Source organism: Geodermatophilaceae bacterium NBWT11, from assembly GCA_014218215.1.
Taxonomy (GTDB): Bacteria; Actinomycetota; Actinomycetes; order Mycobacteriales; family Geodermatophilaceae; genus Klenkia.
On record CP043652.1, the window covers coordinates 3,094,255 to 3,114,070 of the forward strand.

19 protein-coding genes are annotated in these 19,816 nt (G+C 69.6%); 12 read left to right on the forward strand and 7 right to left on the reverse strand.

Annotation, left to right across the window (positions count from 1 at the left end; all coding sequences use genetic code 11):
• Nucleotides 1–4 precede the first annotated feature (4 nt).
• Entirely contained in the window at nt 5–682 is a 678-nt protein-coding gene (locus tag F1C76_14905; GenBank protein ID QNG39268.1) for a TlpA family protein disulfide reductase, read from the forward strand.
• Complete coding sequence (locus F1C76_14910) at nt 675–1,538, forward strand: cytochrome c biogenesis protein CcdA (GenBank protein QNG37702.1); 864 nt, start codon at nt 675–677, stop codon at nt 1,536–1,538. Before F1C76_14905 ends, F1C76_14910 begins: the two co-directional genes overlap by 8 nt.
• 391 nt (nt 1,539–1,929) lie before the next feature.
• On the opposite strand, the gene ccsB is transcribed toward F1C76_14910, so the two are convergent.
• The 3 genes from ccsB to F1C76_14925 all read right to left on the reverse strand — a co-directional run bounded on the left by ccsB (nt 1,930) and on the right by F1C76_14925 (nt 5,632).
• A complete protein-coding gene (gene ccsB, locus F1C76_14915; protein QNG37703.1) occupies nt 1,930–2,949 on the reverse strand; it encodes a c-type cytochrome biogenesis protein CcsB in 1,020 nt (339 codons plus the stop codon).
• Complete coding sequence (lnt, locus tag F1C76_14920) at nt 2,946–4,481, reverse strand: apolipoprotein N-acyltransferase (protein QNG39269.1); 1,536 nt, start codon at nt 4,479–4,481, stop codon at nt 2,946–2,948. Before lnt ends, ccsB begins: the two co-directional genes overlap by 4 nt.
• A 182-nt stretch (nt 4,482–4,663) precedes the next feature.
• On the reverse strand, nt 4,664–5,632 hold the full coding sequence (locus tag F1C76_14925) for a cytochrome c oxidase assembly protein (protein ID QNG37704.1): 969 nt from the start codon (nt 5,630–5,632) through the stop codon (nt 4,664–4,666).
• 247 nt (nt 5,633–5,879) lie between these two features.
• Here F1C76_14925 and F1C76_14930 point away from each other — a divergent pair, with 247 nt between their 5' ends.
• Nucleotides 5,880–6,569 carry a M23 family metallopeptidase gene (locus F1C76_14930; protein ID QNG39270.1) on the forward strand — a complete coding sequence of 230 codons (690 nt, stop codon included), beginning with the start codon at nt 5,880–5,882 and terminating at the stop codon, nt 6,567–6,569.
• Between the two features lie 43 nt (nt 6,570–6,612).
• On the forward strand, nt 6,613–7,389 hold the full coding sequence (locus F1C76_14935; GenBank protein ID QNG37705.1) for a motility protein A: 777 nt from the start codon (nt 6,613–6,615) through the stop codon (nt 7,387–7,389).
• A gap of 32 nt (nt 7,390–7,421) precedes the next feature.
• Here the strand turns inward: F1C76_14935 and F1C76_14940 are convergent, their stop codons facing one another.
• From F1C76_14940 to F1C76_14950, 3 genes are all read right to left on the reverse strand, one after another.
• Entirely contained in the window at nt 7,422–7,922 is a 501-nt protein-coding gene (locus tag F1C76_14940; protein ID QNG37706.1) for a hypothetical protein, read from the reverse strand.
• Between the two features lie 70 nt (nt 7,923–7,992).
• Entirely contained in the window at nt 7,993–8,952 is a 960-nt protein-coding gene (locus F1C76_14945) for a M56 family metallopeptidase (protein QNG37707.1), read from the reverse strand.
• Entirely contained in the window at nt 8,949–9,323 is a 375-nt protein-coding gene (locus F1C76_14950) for a BlaI/MecI/CopY family transcriptional regulator (protein QNG37708.1), read from the reverse strand. Before F1C76_14950 ends, F1C76_14945 begins: the two co-directional genes overlap by 4 nt.
• Before the next feature lie 293 nt (nt 9,324–9,616).
• Here F1C76_14950 and ctaD point away from each other — a divergent pair, with 293 nt between their 5' ends.
• From ctaD to F1C76_14980, 6 genes are all read left to right on the forward strand, one after another.
• Nucleotides 9,617–11,323, forward strand: a complete 1,707-nt coding sequence (gene ctaD / locus F1C76_14955; protein QNG39271.1) for a cytochrome c oxidase subunit I — start codon at nt 9,617–9,619, stop codon at nt 11,321–11,323.
• Between the two features lie 51 nt (nt 11,324–11,374).
• Nucleotides 11,375–12,124, forward strand: coding sequence for a copper resistance protein CopC (locus F1C76_14960; protein QNG37709.1), 750 nt, complete (start codon nt 11,375–11,377; stop codon nt 12,122–12,124).
• A 125-nt stretch (nt 12,125–12,249) separates the two neighbouring features.
• Nucleotides 12,250–14,229, forward strand: a complete 1,980-nt coding sequence (locus F1C76_14965) for a cytochrome c oxidase assembly protein (protein ID QNG37710.1) — start codon at nt 12,250–12,252, stop codon at nt 14,227–14,229.
• Nucleotides 14,230–14,690: 461 nt separating this feature from the next.
• Entirely contained in the window at nt 14,691–15,803 is a 1,113-nt protein-coding gene (locus tag F1C76_14970; protein ID QNG39272.1) for a M23 family metallopeptidase, read from the forward strand.
• A 557-nt stretch (nt 15,804–16,360) separates the two neighbouring features.
• The gene (locus F1C76_14975) at nt 16,361–17,320 is read left to right on the forward strand and encodes a M23 family metallopeptidase (protein ID QNG39273.1); all 960 of its coding nucleotides are present in this window, start codon (nt 16,361–16,363) and stop codon (nt 17,318–17,320) included.
• A gap of 73 nt (nt 17,321–17,393) precedes the next feature.
• On the forward strand, nt 17,394–18,320 hold the full coding sequence (locus tag F1C76_14980; protein QNG37711.1) for a cation transporter: 927 nt from the start codon (nt 17,394–17,396) through the stop codon (nt 18,318–18,320).
• 363 nt (nt 18,321–18,683) lie between these two features.
• On the opposite strand, the gene F1C76_14985 is transcribed toward F1C76_14980, so the two are convergent.
• Nucleotides 18,684–18,983 (reverse strand): thioredoxin family protein, encoded by a 300-nt coding sequence (locus F1C76_14985; GenBank protein ID QNG39274.1) that lies wholly within the window; start codon nt 18,981–18,983, stop codon nt 18,684–18,686.
• A gap of 220 nt (nt 18,984–19,203) precedes the next feature.
• Here F1C76_14985 and F1C76_14990 point away from each other — a divergent pair, with 220 nt between their 5' ends.
• Nucleotides 19,204–19,470: a metal-sensitive transcriptional regulator gene (locus tag F1C76_14990; GenBank protein QNG37712.1), complete on the forward strand. Its 267-nt coding sequence runs from the start codon at nt 19,204–19,206 to the stop codon at nt 19,468–19,470.
• A 29-nt stretch (nt 19,471–19,499) separates the two neighbouring features.
• Nucleotides 19,500–19,799 (forward strand): rhodanese-like domain-containing protein, encoded by a 300-nt coding sequence (locus F1C76_14995; GenBank protein ID QNG39275.1) that lies wholly within the window; start codon nt 19,500–19,502, stop codon nt 19,797–19,799.
• The last annotated feature ends 17 nt before the right edge of the window (nt 19,800–19,816 follow it).

Consider the following 19,816-nt stretch of genomic DNA (forward strand, 5'->3'; position numbering starts at 1 on the left):
GGGGATCTCCAGACGGACGGTTCTGACAGTCGGGGCCTCCGGGGTGTTCGGGCTGCTGGTCGCCGGCTGCGGCAGTTCCGGTGTCAACCCGAGCACGAGCGGTGCCGGCGGGGATTTCGACTTCACAGCGGCCACCCCGGCGGCCCAACTGATCCCCGCCGAGGATCGGCAGAGTGCCCCGGAGTTCGGCGGGGAGCTCCTCGACGGGACGACCTTCGAGTCCTCCTCGCTGGCTGGGGACATCGTGGTGATCAACTTCTGGGGTTCGTGGTGCGCACCGTGTCGGGTGGAGTCACCGGAATTCCAAACCGTCTTCACCGACGTCGCCGAGGCCGGCGTGGCCTTCCTGGGAGTCGCCGTCCGGGACCAGAGGCAACTCGCCCAGGCCTTCACCACCGACTTCGGCATCACCTACCCCTCGTTGTTCGACCCCTCCGGGGAGGTGGCGCTGGCGTTCAACGGGTTCCCCGCCAACGTCGTCCCCACGACGATCCTGCTGGACCGGGACAACCGGGTCGCCGCCGTCTACGTCTCCGCCGTCGCCGAGGACGACCTGCGGACCAGCCTGCAGACCCTGCTCGCCGAGGACCCCGCCCCACCCCCGACCACCCCACCCCCGACCACCCCACCCCCGACCACCCCACCGTCGGCCCCACCTTCGACCGGCGCGCCCGGTGAGTGAGTTGGGGTCGCTCTTCGCCGGGCTGGTCACCGATGGTTCCCTCGTGGTGGCCGTGGCCGTGGCGGCCCTGGTGGGTCTGATCAGTTTCGCCTCGCCCTGCGTGCTGCCGCTGGTCCCGGGTTACCTGGGCTACGTGGCCGGGCTCAGCGGCAGTCAGGCTGCCCGACCGGGCGTCCCGGCCACGGCCGGGGCGACCCTGCCCACCCGAGGCGGGGCAAGCGCGGCTGCACTGGGGCAGGAGGAGCCCGGACCCGATGCTCCTCAGGGCGGGCGCGGGCGGGTGCTGGCTGGGGCCGTGCTGTTCGTGGCCGGGTTCACGGTGGTCTTCATGTCCTTCGGCGCCGCGTTCGGGGGCCTGGGCCGGCTGTTGCTGGAATGGGCGCCAGTGATCACCCGGGTCATGGGCGTGGTCACCATCGTCATGGGTCTGGCGTTCCTGGGCGGGTTGGGCTGGCTGCAACGCGAGCGACGGCTGCACCGCCGGCCACCGGCCGGACTGCTCGGGGCACCGCTGCTGGGCATGGTGTTCGGGCTGGGGTGGACCCCGTGTCTGGGTCCGACCCTCTCGGCGGTCAACGCCCTGGCCTACAACGAGGCCTCAGCGACCCGCGGTGCCATCTTGGCCTTGGCCTACTGCCTGGGTCTGGGATTGCCGTTCGTGTTCATCGCCAGCGGAGCTCGGCGGGCCCTGACCCTGTCCCGGTACGCCCGCCGCCATGCCCGCACCGTCACCCGTATCGGCGGCGGCCTCCTGGTCCTGCTGGGAATCCTGCTGCTCACCGGCACCTGGGACGCGATCATGATCTACACCCGAGCCTGGTTGGCCACGACCGGACTGGGCTCTTCGTTCGTCTGACGGCCACCATCGGCCGACGTCTACTGCGCCTGGGTCGGCCGTCGGTGTCACCAGATGCAGGGGCACCCGGGTGACCTCATAGCGTGGCGGTTCCAGATGGGTTCGCAGCGTGCGCTGCTGGGTCCGACGTCGAAGCCGCCGATGCCCTTCGATGCCTGTCCCCACCAGGAGGGCAACCACAATGCCGACGGCCGCGGATGCTGCGACGTACCCCGTCGACCACCCGCCTGCGACCACGTCTGCAGCGGCCTGGCCGTTACCGGGGGTCACCGTGGCCTGGGCGGGGTGTCCGTGCGTGGCCACCCGGGTCAGCAGGCCGACCACCAGCACGGTGGTCGCTGCGGTCGCCGTCAGCACGACCGCTCGCCGCCGGGGGCGGCGCCTAGGAATCTCAGACACCGCCGTAGGAGTGCAGGCCGGTGGAGACGAGGTTGACGAAGAGCAGGTTGAACACCAGCGAGCCGAAGCCCACCAGGTTGATCCACGCCGCCGGCGCACCCCGCCACCCCGCAGTGCTGCGGGCGTGCAGGTAGGAGGCGTAGGCCACCCAGGAGATGAACGCCCACGTCTCCTTGGGGTCCCAACCCCAGAACCGGCCCCATGCGCTCTCGGCCCAGATCGCCCCGGCGACCACGGCGAACGTCCAGATGGGGAACGCGAACACCGCCGCCCGGTGGGCTACCCGGTCCAGTGCGACCGATGAGGGAAGTCGGTCCAGCACGCCCATCCGTGCGCGGGGCGGGCGTCCCTCGCGGCGTCGTTGGAGCAAGAACAAGACGCTGGCGGTGGCACTGACCAGGAACACCCCGAAGGAGATGATCGCCGCCGAGACGTGCACGACCAGCCAGTCCGAGCGCAGAGCGGCGATCAGCGGGCCGGCCTCGGCGTAGAGGAAGAAGCCGATGAGCACCAGACTGACCATCACCGGGCCGGTCACGAACAGCCCGATGTGACGCATCGCAGGCACCCGGAACGCTGTGACCAGGTAGGCCAGGACACCGATCAGCACCGCCGCGGTCCCGAACTCGTACATGTTGCCCCACGGGGCGCGACCGGTCCCGAAACCCCGCAAGGCGAGCACAGCGGTCTGCACGACCGCGCCCAGCACCGTCAGCGCCAGGGCCAGCGTGCTCCAGGAGAACCGGCGTGCGGGCCGGACGAAGGGCGAGTCAGCGGAGGGCGGGTCGGCGGCCGGCGGCTCGGCGGCGGGCGAACCGCCCTGTCCCGGCGGCGCCGTCCTCGATCCAGCCGGGATGAGCACCGGGGACCGGGACTCGGCGTCGGCTGCGGTGGCCCGTTGCCGCGATCCGAACGCGAGCTGGGCGCAGAAGGCAAGGGTGGCCAGGCCATAGGCGAGCACGGAGACCGTGAAGAGCTGGTCGGACAGGGAGGCCATCGTCTGGGTGCTCATCGGGTCAGGTGTCCTCGGGGTCGTCGGTGGGGGAGCTGAGCGGTGCGATCAGGGTCGCCAGCAGCAGGAGAAGGAGCGGGGGCAGCGGCGTGAGCTGTGCGCCGTCTCCGCACAGCGGGCCGGGTCGCCGCGACGAGTGCTGCCAGGGCAGCCAGGCTCAGTGCCGCCTCGGGGGCCGCACCCACACGGGTGGCCAGCGTGGTGCTCTCAGCCAGGGTGACCGGGCCGACGAACTGCCAGGGTCGGAACAGCTCGGACTCATCGACCACTGTGCCGTCGGGGTCGATGACCGCGGACAGGCCACTGGTCGCGGACACGACGACCGTCCGGTCGTGCTCGATCGCCCGCAGGCGACTCATCGCGAGCTGCTGCGGGCTCTCATCGGTGAACCCGAAGGTCGCGTTGTTGGTCTGCACCACCAGCAACCGGGCACCTTGCTCGACGACGTCGCTGACGAGTCCGTCGTAGGCGACCTCGAAGCAGATGACGTCCCCGACCGGTACGCCGGCGATGTCGAGCAGCCCCACCTCCTCACCGGCCACGAAGTCCCGCTCGAGCAGGTCGACCTGGTCGCTGAAGAGCCGGAAGAACGACCGGGCGGGCATGTACTCCCCGAAAGGCACCGGGTGGCGCTTGGCGTACTGCTGTCCCGGCCCAGTGACGGGGTCCCAGACGATGCCGGCGTTGGTGAGGTTCTCCCCCGGTCCTTCCAAGACCGCCCCGATGAGGATGGGAACACCGATCGCCTGCGCCGCCCGAGTGATCTGGGCGGCCGCGTCGGGGTTGATCAGGGGGTCGATGTCGGAGCTGTTCTCCGGCCAGATGACCAACCGGGGGGCCGGCTCGGTCCCTGCCTCCACAGCTGCAGCCAGGTCGAGGGTGGCCTGGACGTGGTTGTCCAGAACCGCGCGTCGTTGGGCGTTGAAGTCCAGGCCCGCTCGGGGCACGTTGCCCTGGATCACCGCGACGGTCACTGCCCGCCCAGTGTCGGTGGAGGAGGCCGGACTGAGATGGAATGCCGAGGCCCACAGGGGGACGCTGACCAGCATCGGGAGCATGGCCACCAGCAGTGCCGGCCCACCGCGGGGCCACGCACTGCGGTCGGGTGAGGGCCGTGGCTGGCTGCGGCTGACCATCACCGCAGCGATCTGCGTGCCGGTCAGCGCGACCGCGAAGCTCACCAGCGGTACCCCACCCACGGCGGCGAGCTGAGCCAGTGGGGAGTCGGCCTGACTGAAGGCCAACCGTCCCCACGGCAACCCACCGAAGGGCCATCGCGACCGGGCAGCCTCCACGGCGACCCACAGACATGCCGACCACCACGCTGCGCCCGGAAGCCTGCTCAGGGCAGCGCATCCTGCGCCCAGAGCGGCGTAGAACAGGGCTTGGGACACGGCCAGAGCCACCCACGGCACAGCGCCGACGAACACCCCAGCCCAGCTCAGCAGCGGCAGCATGAACGCCAGACCGAAGACCATGCCCAGGACGGCGCCCTGCCAGGGCGAACGCCGGTGGGTGGCCCACGACAGCATCGCCGGGGCCAGCAGGGCCAACGGCCACAGGTTCCAGGAGGGGAAGGCCAGCCACAGCAGCGCCCCGCCGGCGCCCGCCACGGCCAGACCGGCGAGCGCGCCTGTCCTGGTTGGACTTCTCCACCGGGGAGCACCTGGGGCGGGGGCTGTCGAATCTCGGCCCAGTAGGGCCGGCGCCCCGGTCACCGGGAGGGCACGGCGTCAGGACCGGGGGAGCGCGCCGACTGCTGGGCCAACTGGGCCAGGTGAGCGTTGTAGGCGGCCAGGTCCAGATCCCCCGAGCGAGCCTCAGCTCGGTCAGCGGCCCGGTTGCGGCGCTCATCTGATGCCACCCAGGAGAAGAACACCACGCCCAGCACCAGGATCGTGGGCAGTTCGCCGAACACCCAGGTGAGGCTGCCGGCGGTGGACTGGTCGGCCATCGGGTCGATGTCCCAGGCAGCAGGGGGGTCACTGAAGACCCGAACTAGGGGGGTGCTGGCCATCATGATCGCGACGCCGAAGAAGGCGTGCATGGGCATCGGGAGCAGCAGCTCGAGCATCCGCACCGGATGACGGGAGGAGTGTGGCCACGGGTCCACGGCCAGCACCCCTCCGAAGAACAGCAACCCGGTGACCAGGAAATGGCCCAGCATCACGATGTGACCGACGGCGTTCTCCATCATCAGGTCCACCAGCGGGGTGAAGTAGATGCCGTACAGCGACGCGATGAACAACGGCATCGTGAAGCCCGGGTGTGACACGACGGCCGCGAACCGGCTGTGCAGCGCCACCAGGAGCCACCGGCGGAACGCCCCCGCCCGGCCGTGCCCCCGAGGCAGGGTGCGCAACGCCAAGGTCACCGGCGCCCCCAGCAGCAACAGAATGGGGGAGACCATGGACAGCACCATGTGCTGGCTCATGTGGATGCTGAACAGCACCATGCCGTAGCCCTGGACCCCCGTCGCAGTCACGGCCAAGACGCTGAGCACACCCAGGGTGAACGTCATCGTCCGGTACCAGGCCCAGCCGACGCCCGAGCGCCGCAGCCGGATGACACCCAGCAGGTACAGCGCCAGCGCCAGGACAGCCAGAGCGGGAATGACCGATGTCCAGTCCAGCTGGATGGCCATGAGGCGGGCCAAGGTCGGCGGCTGGGTGGGCATCCACATCACGCCGCTGTGATCTGCACCCACATCTACTCCTGCCGCCAGTGTGTCGCGGTCCGCCTCCGGGGCGGGCAGCCGCTCGACTCATAGTCTCCTATGCGGGATCGTAGATGACCGCGGTCCCCGCTGCGACGACCGACCGAATCGCAGGGCGCGCCAGTGCGACCGGACACCACGTGAGGGGTTACTGCAGGTGAAACACGCCCCAGACGATGCCGTGGCGGCACCGCAGGCCCAGGCAACTCCCCGTCTGAACGTGGGTCGCAAGGGCATCCATGGACGACCACAGGCCCTTCTCGGCGCCCTGATCACCGGCGCCCTCCTGGCCGCCATCGGAGCAGCCCCCTGGTCCAGTCGCGGGGTGGAAGCCTTGCCGGACGGCGGGATCAGCGTGGCTGCCGCCTTGGAGCTCAGCGGGGACAGCGCGGACGCGGATTCCGAGGTCTTCGCCCAGGCCCAGGCTCAGGCCCAGATCAGCCAGAGCGAGGCCGCAGCCCGGTTGGAGCTCCTGGCGGCCTCGAGGGCCGAGCGCGTCGAGCGGGAGCGACCACAGGCCGTGCTTCCGGTTCAGGGCGTACTGACCAGCAGTTTCGGTGCCCGATGGGGAACGACACACAACGGGCTGGACTTCGGGGCGCCCATGCTCACCCAAGAGGTCGCGGCCGCCGATGGTGTGGTGGTGCGGGCCGGGACGGCCAGCGGGTTCGGGCTCGCCGTCTACATCCAGCACCCCAACGGCGACGTCACCGTCTACGGCCACATGGAAACCATCCAGGTACGCGCCGGTGACATCGTGGCCGCCGGAGACCCGATCGCCCTGCTGGGCAATCGGGGTCAGTCAACCGGGCCCCACCTGCACTTCGAGGTCCACCAGGGCGGCATGAACGGACCACGCCTGGACCCGGCGCAATGGCTGGCCGACCGCGGAGTGCAGCTGTGAACGCACAGTCCGTTCAGTCCACCCGCCCGACGGGGGGGCTGACATGGACCCGGCAACCCTGATCGGCGTCGCGATCGCCCTGGTCGCGATCATCGCCTCGATGATCATGGAGGGCTCGTCCCCCATGGCCATCGTCCTGCTGCCCCCGATCATCCTGGTCTTCGTCGGCACCTTCGGCGCCGCGATCGCCGGCTCCACGATGGCCGACGTCAAGAAGCTCGGCACCTGGTTCAAGATGGGCCTGACCCCGGCCGCGGTGCCCCCGGCCACCGAGCAGATCCAGACCCTGGTGACGCTGGCCGAGAAGGCCCGCAAGGAGGGCCTGCTGGCCCTGGAGTCCTCCATCAAGGCCATCGAGGACCCCTTCCTGCAGCGCGGCCTGCAGATGGCCGTCGACGGCACCGACCCCGAGGACCTCCGCACCGTCCTGGACAGCGAGATCGCCGCCAAGAAGAGCGAGGACAAGGTCGCGGCCAAGTTCTTCACCGCCATGGGCGGCTACGCCCCGACCATCGGCATCATCGGCACCGTCATCGGGCTCATCCACGTGCTGGAGAACCTCAACCAGCCCGAGACGCTCGGTGAGCTGATTGCCGCCGCGTTCGTCGCGACGCTATGGGGCGTGCTGTCGGCCAACGTGTTCTGGCTGCCCATGGCCGCCAAGATCACCCGCACCAGCGACCTGCAGGCCGCCCAGATGAACCTGCTCGTCGAGGGCATCTCGGAGATCCAGGCCGGCACCAGCCCGCGCACCGTCCGGCAGGTGCTGACCAGCCTCGTGCCGCCCAGTGAGGCCGCGTCCCTGCGGGTGGTGTCCTGACCTCGTAACCGGTCGCTGCTGCTACTGGCAGCTCAGCCGGATGTCACGGTCATGGTCCCCACCTGGCCGAGGGCCAGGTGGAAGGAGCACTCGAAGGGGTAGTCACCGGGGGCGGTGACGTCAAAGTCGATGGTGGCCTCATCACCTGGCCCGAGGATGGGGATCTCCTCGGTGATGGCGGCGGGCCCCTGGCCTGCGCTGAAGAGGAAGTTGTGGGTCATCTGGGTCGCTTCGCTGGACAGGGTGAGCCGTACGGGTCCTGGTGCGACCGTGAAGGCGTCGGGGAGGAAGACAAAGTCGTCGTTGACGACCAGGGTTACTTCCTGGGTCCCGTCGGCTGCGGTGGTCACCGCGGCCGGGGAAGAGGCGTTGCCGCCGCTGACCGAGGAACTGGCGGGTTCATCACCGCCGCCGGAGCAAGCACCCAGCAGGGGGGCACTGGTACCGAGGGCAACCGCTGCCAGGAACCCGCGGCGGGTCAGGGGCAACCCGACGGTGGCGCCCAGTAGTCCTGTCCCGCTGGTGGTGGCCATGGCCCCCACTCAACCATCTGCGACTAACAGCCTTAGTAGGAGCGGGTGGGGCAGCAGGTGGCAGTCGGGATCAGAGCGACACGGCGCACAGGTGATTGAGTGCCGCCACGACCGTCGGCGCCACGGTCACCAGCAGTGGAACGCCGACCAGGGCCACGACGCCGACCAGCACCATGCCCTGGCGTCCCCGTTCCAGCGGGAGGGCTGGTGCGAGCAGGCGGCCGACCCGGGCGGTGGTGGCGTGGGTGGCGGCTCCCCCGGCCATGGCGAATGCGGCGCCGGGAGCCTGCATCGAGGCCAGACGGACGATCGCTGAGGCGACGCTGAGGCGGTCGACCCGCTGGACGGCGCTGTCATCGGCAGCCATCTCGATCAACCGACGAGTCTGGGCGGTGGCGGTGGCGAAGAGTCCCACGTGCGGGAAGGCGCGCTGCAAGGACTGGGAGAGCACCACGGCGATGTGGTGACGGGCACTGAGGTGCGCCCGTTCGTGGGCCAGCACCCCGGCCAGCTCGGCGGGGGTCAGAACCTCCAGCGCCCCTGAGGTGATGACCACCTGCGCCGAGCGGCCGGGCACGCAGAAAGCGGCTGGGGCCGCGGCCTGCACTACGTGCACGCCCAGCCGGGGGTCCGCGGCACTGATCAGGGCCAGGGAGTCTCGGACCCGCCGCCGGGCCCGGTGCGCCCCGATGGCTTCCACGGTCACCCACCCCACCGTCCACGCCACCGTCGCGGCGCTGATCAGCAGCCCGATCGCCGGCTCCAGGGAATCGCCGTGGAAGCCGTAGGCGTCCTGGATGCTCTGAGCGCAGGCGTGCACCCACCCGGCGATGTCGGTGACCCAGACAGTGGCCGGGACCAGCAATGTCAGTCCCATCAAGACCGGCACGGCCACTGCCGACAGGCACAGGGCCTGCCACAGCCCGATCGCCAGTTTCGGGGACCTCTCCACCCACCCCGCATGGCGCAGGCGAGGCCCCAGCAGCAGGAGAGTCACACCCGCAGCACCCAGGATCCAGGTGGCGGTCACGCCGGAGTGTCCTTCTCGGTCTGGGCGGCCCGAACAGCCTGTTGCAGCTGCGTGACGACCGCGGGGTCGAGGTCGGCGACGAAGTGCATCAGCACGGCACCGGGGTCCCCGGCGTCTTGCAGCACACCCTGCAGCAGGGCCGCTGAGTGCTCGGCGCGAGACCGCAGGGGGCGGTAGCTCCAGGCCCGCCCGTGCATCTCCCGGGTCACTTCGTTCTTGCGGTGCAGGTTGTCCAACACGGTCATGACCGTCGTGTAGGCCAGGGTCTTGGGTGTCTGCAGGGAACCCAGGACGTCGCGGACCGTCGCCGGCTCCCCGCGGTCCCACAGCACCTGCATGATCGCGGCCTCGAGGTCTCCGAACGGGCGCACGTGTCTCCCTGCAGATCGTTGTCGGTCTAGCGGTCGGTCCCCGGGGCGGCACGGTCGGTGACCAGGGTGTGCGGCCGGGCCGACGTCCTCATCCTGCCCTGTCGGTCGGCAGGGGGCGATGACCTCGGTCTCGCGCCGTTCCTGACGGCACGGGTCGGGCAACTGACACATCTACTATGCTGCCTAGCAGACGGGGAGACCCGTGGCCGCCCCGCTCGGTGCGGCTAGAGCTGTGGAGAGAGGTCGCCGTGACCATCGCGCCGGTGCAGATCATCAGTCGTCCCAGCCCCCCGATGCCGGAGGGCAAGGGCTCCCGACTGGCGGATCTGCTGCGCACGACCGACCACAAGAAGATCGGCGTGATGTACATGATCACGTCGTTCACCTGGTTCATGGTCGGTGGCCTGATGGCCATGCTCATGCGCGGTGAGCTGGCCCGCCCCGGGCTGCAGTACCTGTCCAACGAGCAGTACAACCAGCTGTTCACCATGCACGGCACCGTGATGTTGCTGTTCTTCGCGACGCCGCTGTTCTTCGCGTTCGCGAACTTGATCCTGCCGCTGCAGATCGGTGCGCCCGACGTCGCGTTCCCCCGCTTGAACGCCTTCTCCTACTGGCTGTTCCTCTTCGGCGGGTTGATCGCCATGTCGGGGTTCCTGACCCCTGGTGGGGCAGCGGATTTCGGGTGGTACGCCTACAGCCCGCTTTCTGATGCCACCAACTCACCCGGCGCCGGCGCCGACCTGTGGATCGCGGGGCTGGCAGTGTCGGGCCTGGGCACGATCCTGGGTGCGGTGAACTTCATCAGCACCATCGTCTGCCTGCGGGCGCCGGGGATGACGATGTTCCGGATGCCCATCTTCGTGTGGTCTTCCCTCATCACCAGCGTGCTCATCCTGCTGGCCTTCCCGATCCTCACCGCAGCCCTGTTCGCGCTGCTGGCCGACCGGCATCTCGGTGCGTTGATCTTCTCCGCCGCCAACGGCGGGCCGATGCTGTGGCAGCACCTGTTCTGGTTCTTCGGCCATCCCGAGGTCTACATCATCGCGTTGCCGTTCTTCGGGATCATCTCCGAGATCATCCCGGTGTTCAGCCGCAAGCCGCTGTTCGGCTATAAGGGCATGATCTTCGCGATCATCGCCATCGGCGCCCTGTCGCTGACCGTGTGGGCGCACCACATGTTCGCCACCGGCGCGGTGCTGCTGCCGTTCTTCAGCTTCTTGACCTACCTGATCGCGGTGCCCACCGGGATCAAGTTCTTCAACTGGATCGGCACCATGTGGCGGGGGCAGCTGACCTTCGAGGCCCCGATGCTGTTCTCCGTCGGCTTCCTGGTCACCTTCCTCCTGGGTGGGCTCACCGGCGTGCTGCTGGCCTCCCCGCCCCTGGACTGGCAGCTCAACGACTCCTACTTCGTGGTCGCGCACTTCCACTACGTCGTCTTCGGCACCGTGGTGTTCGCCGCCTACGCCGGCATCTACTTCTGGTTCCCCAAGATGTGCGGCCGGATGATGGACGAGCGGCTGGGCAAGCTGCACTTCTGGCTGACGTTCATCGGGTTCCACGCCACGTTCCTGGTCCAGCACTGGCTGGGCTCACAGGGGATGCCGCGCCGGTATGCCGACTACCTGGCCAGTGACAACTTCACCACGCTGAACACGATCTCCACGGTCGGGTCTTTCATCCTGGGCGCCTCGACCATCCCGTTCCTCTACAACGTGGTGCACTCCTGGAAGTACGGGCAGCTCGCGCTGCGCGACGACCCGTGGGGCCACGGCAACTCCCTGGAGTGGGCGACGTCCTCCCCGCCGCCGCGGCACAACTTCATCGAGATCCCGCGGATCCGCTCCGAGCGGCCGGCGTTCGAGCTGCACTACCCGCACCTGCAGCGACGGCTCCAAGAGGAGGCGCACGCGGGCAAGAAGCACGGGCCCTACGCCAGTGAACTGCTCGAGGGCACCGGCGCCCGACAGGGTGCCAACGACCCCGACCCGACCTGACCTGACACCAGGGGGGAACCACAGGTCGCCAGCTGGCGACTAGACGAGGGGATCGCCGAGGCGGTCCCCGAGCACCCCGCAGCCCACCAGCCCAGGAGCCACCCTGTGACCGTGCAGTACACCGCCCGAGCCCTGAGCCCCCGCAGCCTCCAGGCGGGTCAGGGCGCATGGGGGTCTGGCACCAGAAGAACGTCGCTGCGTGCAGCGGTGGTCGTGGCATCGGTGCTGTTCGCTGTTCTGCTCGGGGCGCCCTCCGCGCAGGCGCACAGCGACCTGGAGTCCGCCAGCCCCGCGGTCGACGGCACCGTCGAGGAGGCCCCCGGCGCCTTGGAGCTCACCTTCACCGACGGGGTGCAGCCCGGGTTCGCCCAGATCGCTGTCCTGGACCCCAGCGGCACCGACGTGACCGATGGTGAACCCACCGTGCAGGGCGATGTCGTGACCCAGCCGGTCTCGATGGGTGGCGGCGGTGCCTACGGGGTCTCCTACCGGATCGTGTCCGCCGACGGCCACACCATCCAGGGCACCTACGGCTTCACCTTCACCCCAGCGGCGGTCACCGCCGACCCCGCAGACCCCGCTCCCGCCGAAAGCACGGCCCCCCCGAGTGCGGACTCGACGCCTGCTGCATCGGCACCGACTACGCCGAGCGCGGCCACACCTGCTGTCGATGAAGCAGCCCAGACAGGCGATTCAGGGGGCATCTCGGTGGCCACGATGATTGGTCTGGCCATCCTGGCGATCCTGCTGATCATCAGCTTCACCCTCGCGCGCCGCCGCCGGCTCAGTCACAAGGCGTGAGCGCCGGCCCCGACGAGGCACCGCACGGGTCAGCGGCGGGCGAAAGGCCACCCGCGCGGGCGGGACGAGTAGAACCTGCCGACCCCGGGGCGGCGCCGGCACCAGCGGACGCCCATTCAGTAGAGATGTCCTCAGGGGACGTCATGGTGGTCGCCCCCGCTGTGTTCATGGGGCGGCAGCGGGGGTGGCCTGTGCCGGCGGGACCGGTCATCGCACTCGGCGCCTTGATCATCGGGGTCGGCACCACCCTGGCGCTGTTGTGGGCGTCGGGTTCCCTCGTCGCCGAGCCGCTGCCCGGGATACCGGCCACCTCGGCCGCGGTCACCTGGGCCATCCCGGTGACCCGGGTCGTGGGCGACCTGGCGGCGGTGGCGACAGCGGGGTGCCTGATGGCCGCTGCGCTGCTGGCACCTGGGCACCGGCAGATGAGTGTCGCGGGTTACCGCTGGACACGGATGGCGACCTGGCCGGCAGCCGTGTGGCTGCTCAGCTCGGTTCTGGTGGCACCCCTGCAGCTGGCGGATTTTCTGGGCACCGACCTGGGGTCGGTGAGTGCACGCGGCCTGTTCTCCTTCACCACGACCATCCCGCAAGGCCAGGCCCAAGCCGCAGTAGCGGCCTTGACCCTCGTCCTGGTCATCGGGTCCCGGCTGGTGCTCACCACAGCAGGCAGCGCGGCGCTGCTCCTCATCGCCTTGCTCGCCAGCCTCCCCCCGGTGTTCACCGGACACGCCGCCGGATCGGGCAGTCACCAGGCCGCGATCTCCGGTCTGGCGCTGCACGTGCTCGGGGTGCTCGCCTGGGCCGGCGGGGTGCTCTCCCTGATCCTCATCCGCCGGGTGCCCATCGCCGCCTTGCAGGTGGCAGTGACCCGGTTCAGCGCGGTTGCACCGCTGCTCGTGCTGCTCGTCGCCCTCAGTGGTGTGCTCACAGCCGCGACGCGGCTGACCGGCGTCGCTGATCTGGTTGACACCGACTACGGCCGACAGGTCGTGATCAAGACAGCTGCGCTGCTGGCGTTGGGCGGGCTGGGGTGGGCCCACCGGCGCCGGACCCTCCCCAGCCTGGCCCGGGGAGACCACCGTGCCTTCCGCCGCTTGGCGATCAGCGAGGTGCTCGTCTTCGCAGCGACGATCGGTGTCGCGGTGTCCCTGTCGCGCACTCCTACCCCGCAAACCACGCCAAATCCGGGGGAGGAGGAGGGGAGCGCCTTCGACGCTCTGGGTTTCCCTCTCCCACCCGACCCCACCGCAGGACAGTGGTGGACCCAACTGTGGCAGCCCTACCCCGATCCGCTGTTTCCTGTTCTGATCGCCGGCGCGGTACTGGCATACGTGTGGGCAGTGCGCAGGAGGACCCAGGCCGGGCAGTCGTGGCCTTCTTGGCGCACTGCACTCCTACTGGGCGGTGCCACCGTGCTCCTGGTGGCAACGACCAGCGGGCTGGCTCGCTATGCCCTGGTCTCTGCACCCGCCCACGCCCTGCAGTACCTCCTGCTCGGCCTGCTCGGGCCGGCGTTGGTTCTCGGGGCAGCACCGGGTCAGCTGCTCACCGACCACCTCGACCGTCGATCGCCCGCGACGGAACCAGCGATGGATGACAGTCGGGGGGCCGCCCAGTGGCTGGAGGCGATCACCTCCAGCCGCGCCGCCCTCGTCCTGCGCCGGCCCGCACCAGCCCTGGCCCTCTTCGTGGTCGTTGTCTACCTGGGGTACACCGGCCCCGTGCTGGAGATCGTCATGCGATCCCACGCTGCCCACGTGGTGTCTGTGATCGCGACCTTCACCGCGGGCATGGTGCTCGTGCGGTCCTGGTTCGACATCGACATCCCCCGCAGGCTGCGGGGGTGGTGGATCGCGGGCTGGGCCGCCATTCACGTGGTTGCCTCGGTCGCTCTGCTGACCTGGCCCACCGCGCTGGCGGTGGACTGGTGGACTGAGATCGACCCGGCGTGGCGCCCTTCAGCACTCACCGACCAACGACATGCCGCCGTGGTGTTCCTGCTGGTGGGGCTGATGACAGCCGGAGCGATCGCGGTCTGGGCCCTGGCTCGAGCGTCACGCTCCCCGAGTCCGGTGCTGCAGGCAGGAAACTCGGACTCCTGACCGGCGGCTACGCCACGCTGAGCCATCAGGACCCGACCCTGCGCGACAACACGACGCCGGGGGACACAGGCGGTCGTGACCGGAACGTGACCTCTACTAGTCAATCTAGTAGCTTGATGGCGTCTGTTCAGGCCACGCGCCCTTCCTGGGTCCTTGGGCAGACCCGCCTAATCGTCGCCTGACCTCTGCGGGTCAGTCGGCGGGCCGGGGACCCATGTGTTCCTGGGGTGAATCTGCCACCGCGCAGTAGGGCTCCTTCCAGCCCGAACCCGTCAGCTAACTCGGTCGGCGGAAGGAAGAACGGAGCCCGCTGCACTGTGGCGACCCTGCACGACCCTCCCCAGAAGCTCAGCAACCTCCACGACGCCCGCAGCACGCGGGGCGCCCGCAGCTTGAGACCACGGGGGCGTCCGGCTGTCCTGGCCCTGCTCTGGGCTCTCGTAGCGACCGCAAGTCCCGGCATCGCATCAGCGGCACCGGCAGAGCCCACGGACAGCGCAGCAGCCCCGTCCCTGGAAACGCCCACCGGCGTGCCCGGTGAGGAGACTGCCCCGCAGGAGGCGGCGCGTCTGGAGAGCCTGCTCGAGGCAGCCCAGCAACGACTGGACCAGGCCACCGTCGAGGCCGAATCGACGGTCGAGCTGACCCGACTGGCCGCCGCGGAGCTGGACACAGCGACCGCCGCCGCCGCAGCGGCGTCTGCAGCAGCCCAGACCGCCCAGGCGGCGACGGACCAGGCGCAGAGCGAGGTGGCCGCCGCAGGGAGGGCGGCGTTCATGAGCTCGGGTGACCTCGCCCAGGCTGGGCTCCTGCTGGAGGCCGATGATCCCGAGGACCTTCTGGCCCGCGCCACCACGCTGGCGCTGCTGGCTGATGACCGCGCCGAAGACATCAGCGCATTGGAGGCGGTCCAGGGACAGCAGGAGACGGCCGACGCGAGCGCCCAAGAAGCCGTCCTGCGCCAGCAGGAGGCGCTGGGTGCAGCCCAGCAGGCCGATGCTGATGCCGCAGCCAGATTGGCTGAGGCTCAGCAGAGCTACGCCGCAGCATCGGCGGAGCGCGCTGCCCTCCAAGAGCAGCTGCAGGCTGCCCAGGTCGCAGCCCTCACCGAACAGGGCGTGGATGATCCCGAATCGGTCGTCGCCGCCGGTCAGGCCGCGGTGGCCGCCTCGGGCGGTGATCTGGTGGCCGGCCAAGTCACGTCCTGTTACGGAGCGCGGGGGGGCACCAACCACAACGGCATCGACATCGCCGCCCCGATCGGCACGCCCATCTACGCCCCCGAGGGGGGCGTCGTCCTGAACGCCGGACCGGCCAACGGGTTCGGGCTCGCCGTCTACATCCAGCACTCCGACGGCACCATCACCCTCTACGGACACATCAACCAGTTCTTCGTCACCGCCGGTCAGGTGGTCGAGGCTGGGGAGCTCATCGCCGAGGTCGGTAACCGGGGCCAATCCACCGGCCCGCACCTGCACATCGAGACCCATGTGGGTGGCCTCTATGCCACCCGCACCAATCCGGCTCCCTGGCTCGCCCAGCGTGGCATCACCTTGGGGGGTCGCTGCGCTTGACCATCAGACGCCCGGCCAGCAGTGCCGACCGAGGTCCAGCCGGTGACCGACCCGGGTGACCCGTTCGGGGTGAGGACTCAAGGACGCCACCACGCCGGCCGTTAGTACTACGACAGGTAGTTGTCGTATCCGCTGGAGGCCAGGCCATCGTGAGCACTGCAACAACCCCACCCCGGGAAGACCACGGCCCGGGCCGGCGGCGACCTCGGGTGGGCGTGGCGGTCGGCGTGCTGGTGATCGCCTTGACCTGGTCGGCCGGGCCGGCGCAGGCGGCACCGCTCAACCCCAGCGACACCGAGATCTCGGCCGCCCAGGACGAGCAGGACGCCGCGGCCGCCGAGGTCGGACGTCTGGCCGCCACCATCGCCGACGCCCAAGCCCAACTCGAGCAGACCAACGCCGTCGCTGCAGCCGCCGCGGATGCCCAACTCGTCGCCGAGGCCGACCTGCTCCGCGCCCAGGAGGCCGCGGTCGTGGCTGCGGTGGAGCTGGAGGCAGCCACGCTCGCCACGCAGACAGCACGAACGGCGGTGGGGGACCTTGGTGCCGAGACGTACATGCGTGCCGGGGACCTGGGCGGCATCAGCGCCCTGCTCGCCGCCGAAGGACCCTCCCAGATGCTGCAGCAAGCCGTCACTCTGGAGTACCTGGCCGCTGACCGGGTCAGCCTGCTGGAGGACCTGGAGACCGCTCAGCTGCGACAGGCCAATGCGACGTCACTGGCCGATGCAGCGGTCGAGGACAGCGCCGAAGCGCAGGCCGCCGCAACCGCGGCCGCTGACACCGCGACCGCTGAACTCGCGCTGGCGCAGTCGGCCCTGGACGGACTGACCACCCAGCAGGCCGACCTGCAACAGCAACTCCAAAACGCCCAGATCCGGCTGTTGGAACTGCAGGGCCAGCGCGACGGGTACGCCGCCTGGCAGGCGCAGCAGCAGGCCGCCCAGCAAGAGGAAGCAGATCGAGCCGAGGCAGCTGCCCAGGTACTGGCCCAGACGGCAGCCCAAGCACGCGCCGGCAACGGGCAAGGCGCCGAAGGCGGTGCTGCAGCCACCGCGGTCCCCCCTCGCCCCGGGCCCGCCACCACGGCCCCGCGCCCCCCGAGTGCAGGTGGCGGCGTGGCACCGACCAGCGGGCGCTTCACCTCCTGCTATGAGATGAGGTGGGGCCAGATGCACAACGGGCTCGACATCGCCGCACCCATCGGAACCCCCATCTACGCCCCGGTCGCCGGCCGGGTCGTGCGAGCCGGACCGGCGACAGGCTTCGGACTGGCCGTCTACATCCAGCACGACGACGGCACCGTGACCGTCTACGGCCACATCAACGACTTCTTCGTCACCACCGGCCAACGCGTCAGCGCGGGACAACTCATCGCCGAGGTCGGCAACCGCGGCCAGTCCACCGGCCCCCACCTGCACTTCGAGGTGCACAGCCAGGGCATGTACCAGGGGCGGACCAACCCGATGCCCTGGCTGCGGGCCCGGGGGATCGAGATGGGCGGCCCCTGCACCTGAGGCCCCTTCCATCACCACGCACCTTGAGGCATGCTGACATGCGCACACCGGCATGTTAGAGGGAGATCGCGTCATGGGCCACGACCACAGCCACGCACCCGCACCGGGGGCAACGGTCTCGGCCGACTACCGCAAACGCCTGGTTGCCGTCCTGGCCATCACCGTCACCGTCCTGGTCATCCAGGTCGTCGGGGCGCTGATCTCCGGCTCACTGGCCCTGCTCGCCGACGCGGGCCACATGGCCACCGACAGCCTGGGGGTGGTGCTGGCGCTGGTCGCGGTGACCCTGGCCCAGCGAGCTGCCTCGGCTCGGCGCACCTACGGCTGGCAGCGCGTTGAGGTGCTGGCGGCCCTGGGAAACAGCCTGCTGCTGCTCGGCATCGGGCTGTACATCGTGGTGCAAGCCGTCCAGCGCATCGGGGACCCCCCGGAGATCCGCTCCGGAGTGATGCTGGCCGCCGCTGTGCTGGGGTTGGTTGCCAATGGGGTCTCTCTGCTCATCCTCAAGGGCGGGCAGGACAAGTCGCTGAACATGCGCGGGGCCTACCTGGAGGTCCTGGGTGATGCGCTGGGCTCGATTGCCGTCATCGTCGCGGCGATCCTCATCATCACCACCGGGTGGACCGGTGCTGACGTCGTGGCATCGCTGGTCGTCGGGGCCCTCGTCCTGCCGCGGGCCTGGTCGTTGCTGCGCGACGCCCTCGACGTGCTGTTGGAGAACGCCCCTCGCGATGTCGACATGGCCCAGGTGCGCCAGCACATTCTCGAGACCGATGGAGTGCTCGACGTGCACGACCTCCACGCCTGGACCATCACCTCGGGCTCCAAGGCGCTGTCGGCTCACGTGGTGGTCAGCGAGGACGCACTCGCCAACGGCCATGGCGGACGGGTGCTCGATGCGCTGGGGCGCTGCCTGGGTCAGCACTTCGACATGGAGCACTGCACCTTTCAGCTGGAGTCTGCATCCCACCGGACGCACGAGGCCCCAGTTCACGATTGAGGCTGGGCCAGTCCTACGCGAAGTCCCGATACCCAACTCGGGCGCCTTCGGTGCCGCCGCGGTGAAAGACGCGGAGGTGGTGGGGTTGAGCTCGGGGAATGCCTGGGCTGAGGTGGACGGTGGCGTCAACGAGCAGCGCGCTTACCGGGGCGCAGCGGCCGAGGCGTCTGTGCCGCAGGAGCGGAGGCGGCCGGGGGCTTCACCCTCGGCGGAACGCCGTGCGGAAACCCATCCACAGAGCACAACGCCAGCAGACAGCGACGCCAGGCGTCGCCCCCAGGTAATGGACACCAGTGCGAGGTCGGTCGCGGCCGCAGCAACCGCAGCCGACAGTCTCCGGTCGACCGTCGGGAGCTGGTGGCGTCACGTCAGCACGGCCAGCAGTTGTTCGACAGTGGGGGACCCGGCTAGTCCCGTGTCTGTGCGGTAGACCCGGCACGACAGGCCGACGGGTGCGTCTGGGTCGGCGAATGGGTCGACACCATCGATGAGCAGCGTGGGGGAGCCGCGGAAGCCGACGGCCGCGGCTTCTTCGGGAGTCGAGACCAACCGGTGGTCGACCTCCGTGTCGTCGCGACCGGACAACCTCAGAGCCTCCAGCAGTCGGCCGTCAGCAACCTGCCAGTTGGGGCAGCCATCGAAGTGCTGAAGTGCGACGTCCACGTCGACCTCCCAGACCATTGAGGCGGATCGACCCGCGTGGTGGGCCCACGATGGCTGACACCGCGGGTGCGTGTCCATCGCTAGGTCTTGACCGCGGCATCCCAAAAACCCCCGTTTTCGGACGGTCCGTAACAAGCCGTTTCTGGTCCTGTGCGGTCGTGACGCAGTGCACGACGAGCTGGCTTGCTAGATACCCCTGGGGGTATCTATCGTCTGAGGCGTGGACATCCCTCAGGGCGAGCTCGCCGACGTCATCAAGCGCCTGAACCGCATCCAGGGCCAGCTCGGCGGCATCGTGAAGATGATCGAGGACGGCCGTGACTGTGCGGCTGTGGTCACCCAGCTGGCTGCGGCCTCCAAGGCGCTGAACAAGGCGAGCTTCGCTGTGGTCGGTGCCGGGATGCGCTACTGCTCGATCAACTCGGCTCCTGAGGAGCGAGACATTGACCTCGCGCAGCTGGAGAAGCTGCTGCTCACGCTGGCCTGAAAGTGCCCACCAACCCGGAAGGAACCGAGATGACTGTCTCTCAGCTCGCCCCCACCCAGGTCGCCGCCGACACCGCCCGCACCGTGGTCGACGTCCGCGAGCCCGATGAGGTCGCCACCGGCGCCGTCGCCGGCAGTACCGCCATCCCACTCGGTGAGCTGGCTGCTCGGGTCGGCGAGCTGGACCCGTCGGTCCCGGTCATCACCGTGTGCCAGAGCGGGCGCCGTAGTCAGCAGGCTGCCGAGGCCCTCGTCGCCGCCGGCTACGACGTGGCCAACATGGCCGGCGGCATGAACGCCTGGCGCGACGCGGGTCTCCCCACCGCCTGAGAAGCACCCCCTGATGA

What these genes read in the sequence shown, in the direction of transcription:
- lnt (QNG39269.1), bottom strand. Translation starts at nt 4,481, where the DNA reads ATGCTGTCGTGGGCCACCCACCGGCGTTCGCCCTGGCAGGGCGCCGTC.
- F1C76_14980 (QNG37711.1), top strand. Translation starts at nt 17,394, where the DNA reads ATGGGCCACGACCACAGCCACGCACCCGCACCGGGGGCAACGGTCTCG.
- F1C76_14995 (QNG39275.1), top strand. Translation starts at nt 19,500, where the DNA reads ATGACTGTCTCTCAGCTCGCCCCCACCCAGGTCGCCGCCGACACCGCC.
- ctaD (QNG39271.1), top strand. Translation starts at nt 9,617, where the DNA reads ATGCCGGAGGGCAAGGGCTCCCGACTGGCGGATCTGCTGCGCACGACC.
- ccsB (QNG37703.1), bottom strand. Translation starts at nt 2,949, where the DNA reads ATGAGCACCCAGACGATGGCCTCCCTGTCCGACCAGCTCTTCACGGTC.
- F1C76_14975 (QNG39273.1), top strand. Translation starts at nt 16,361, where the DNA reads ATGCGTGCCGGGGACCTGGGCGGCATCAGCGCCCTGCTCGCCGCCGAA.
- F1C76_14925 (QNG37704.1), bottom strand. Translation starts at nt 5,632, where the DNA reads ATGTGGATGCCCACCCAGCCGCCGACCTTGGCCCGCCTCATGGCCATC.
- F1C76_14935 (QNG37705.1), top strand. Translation starts at nt 6,613, where the DNA reads ATGGACCCGGCAACCCTGATCGGCGTCGCGATCGCCCTGGTCGCGATC.
- F1C76_14965 (QNG37710.1), top strand. Translation starts at nt 12,250, where the DNA reads ATGTCCTCAGGGGACGTCATGGTGGTCGCCCCCGCTGTGTTCATGGGG.
- F1C76_14940 (QNG37706.1), bottom strand. Translation starts at nt 7,922, where the DNA reads ATGGCCACCACCAGCGGGACAGGACTACTGGGCGCCACCGTCGGGTTG.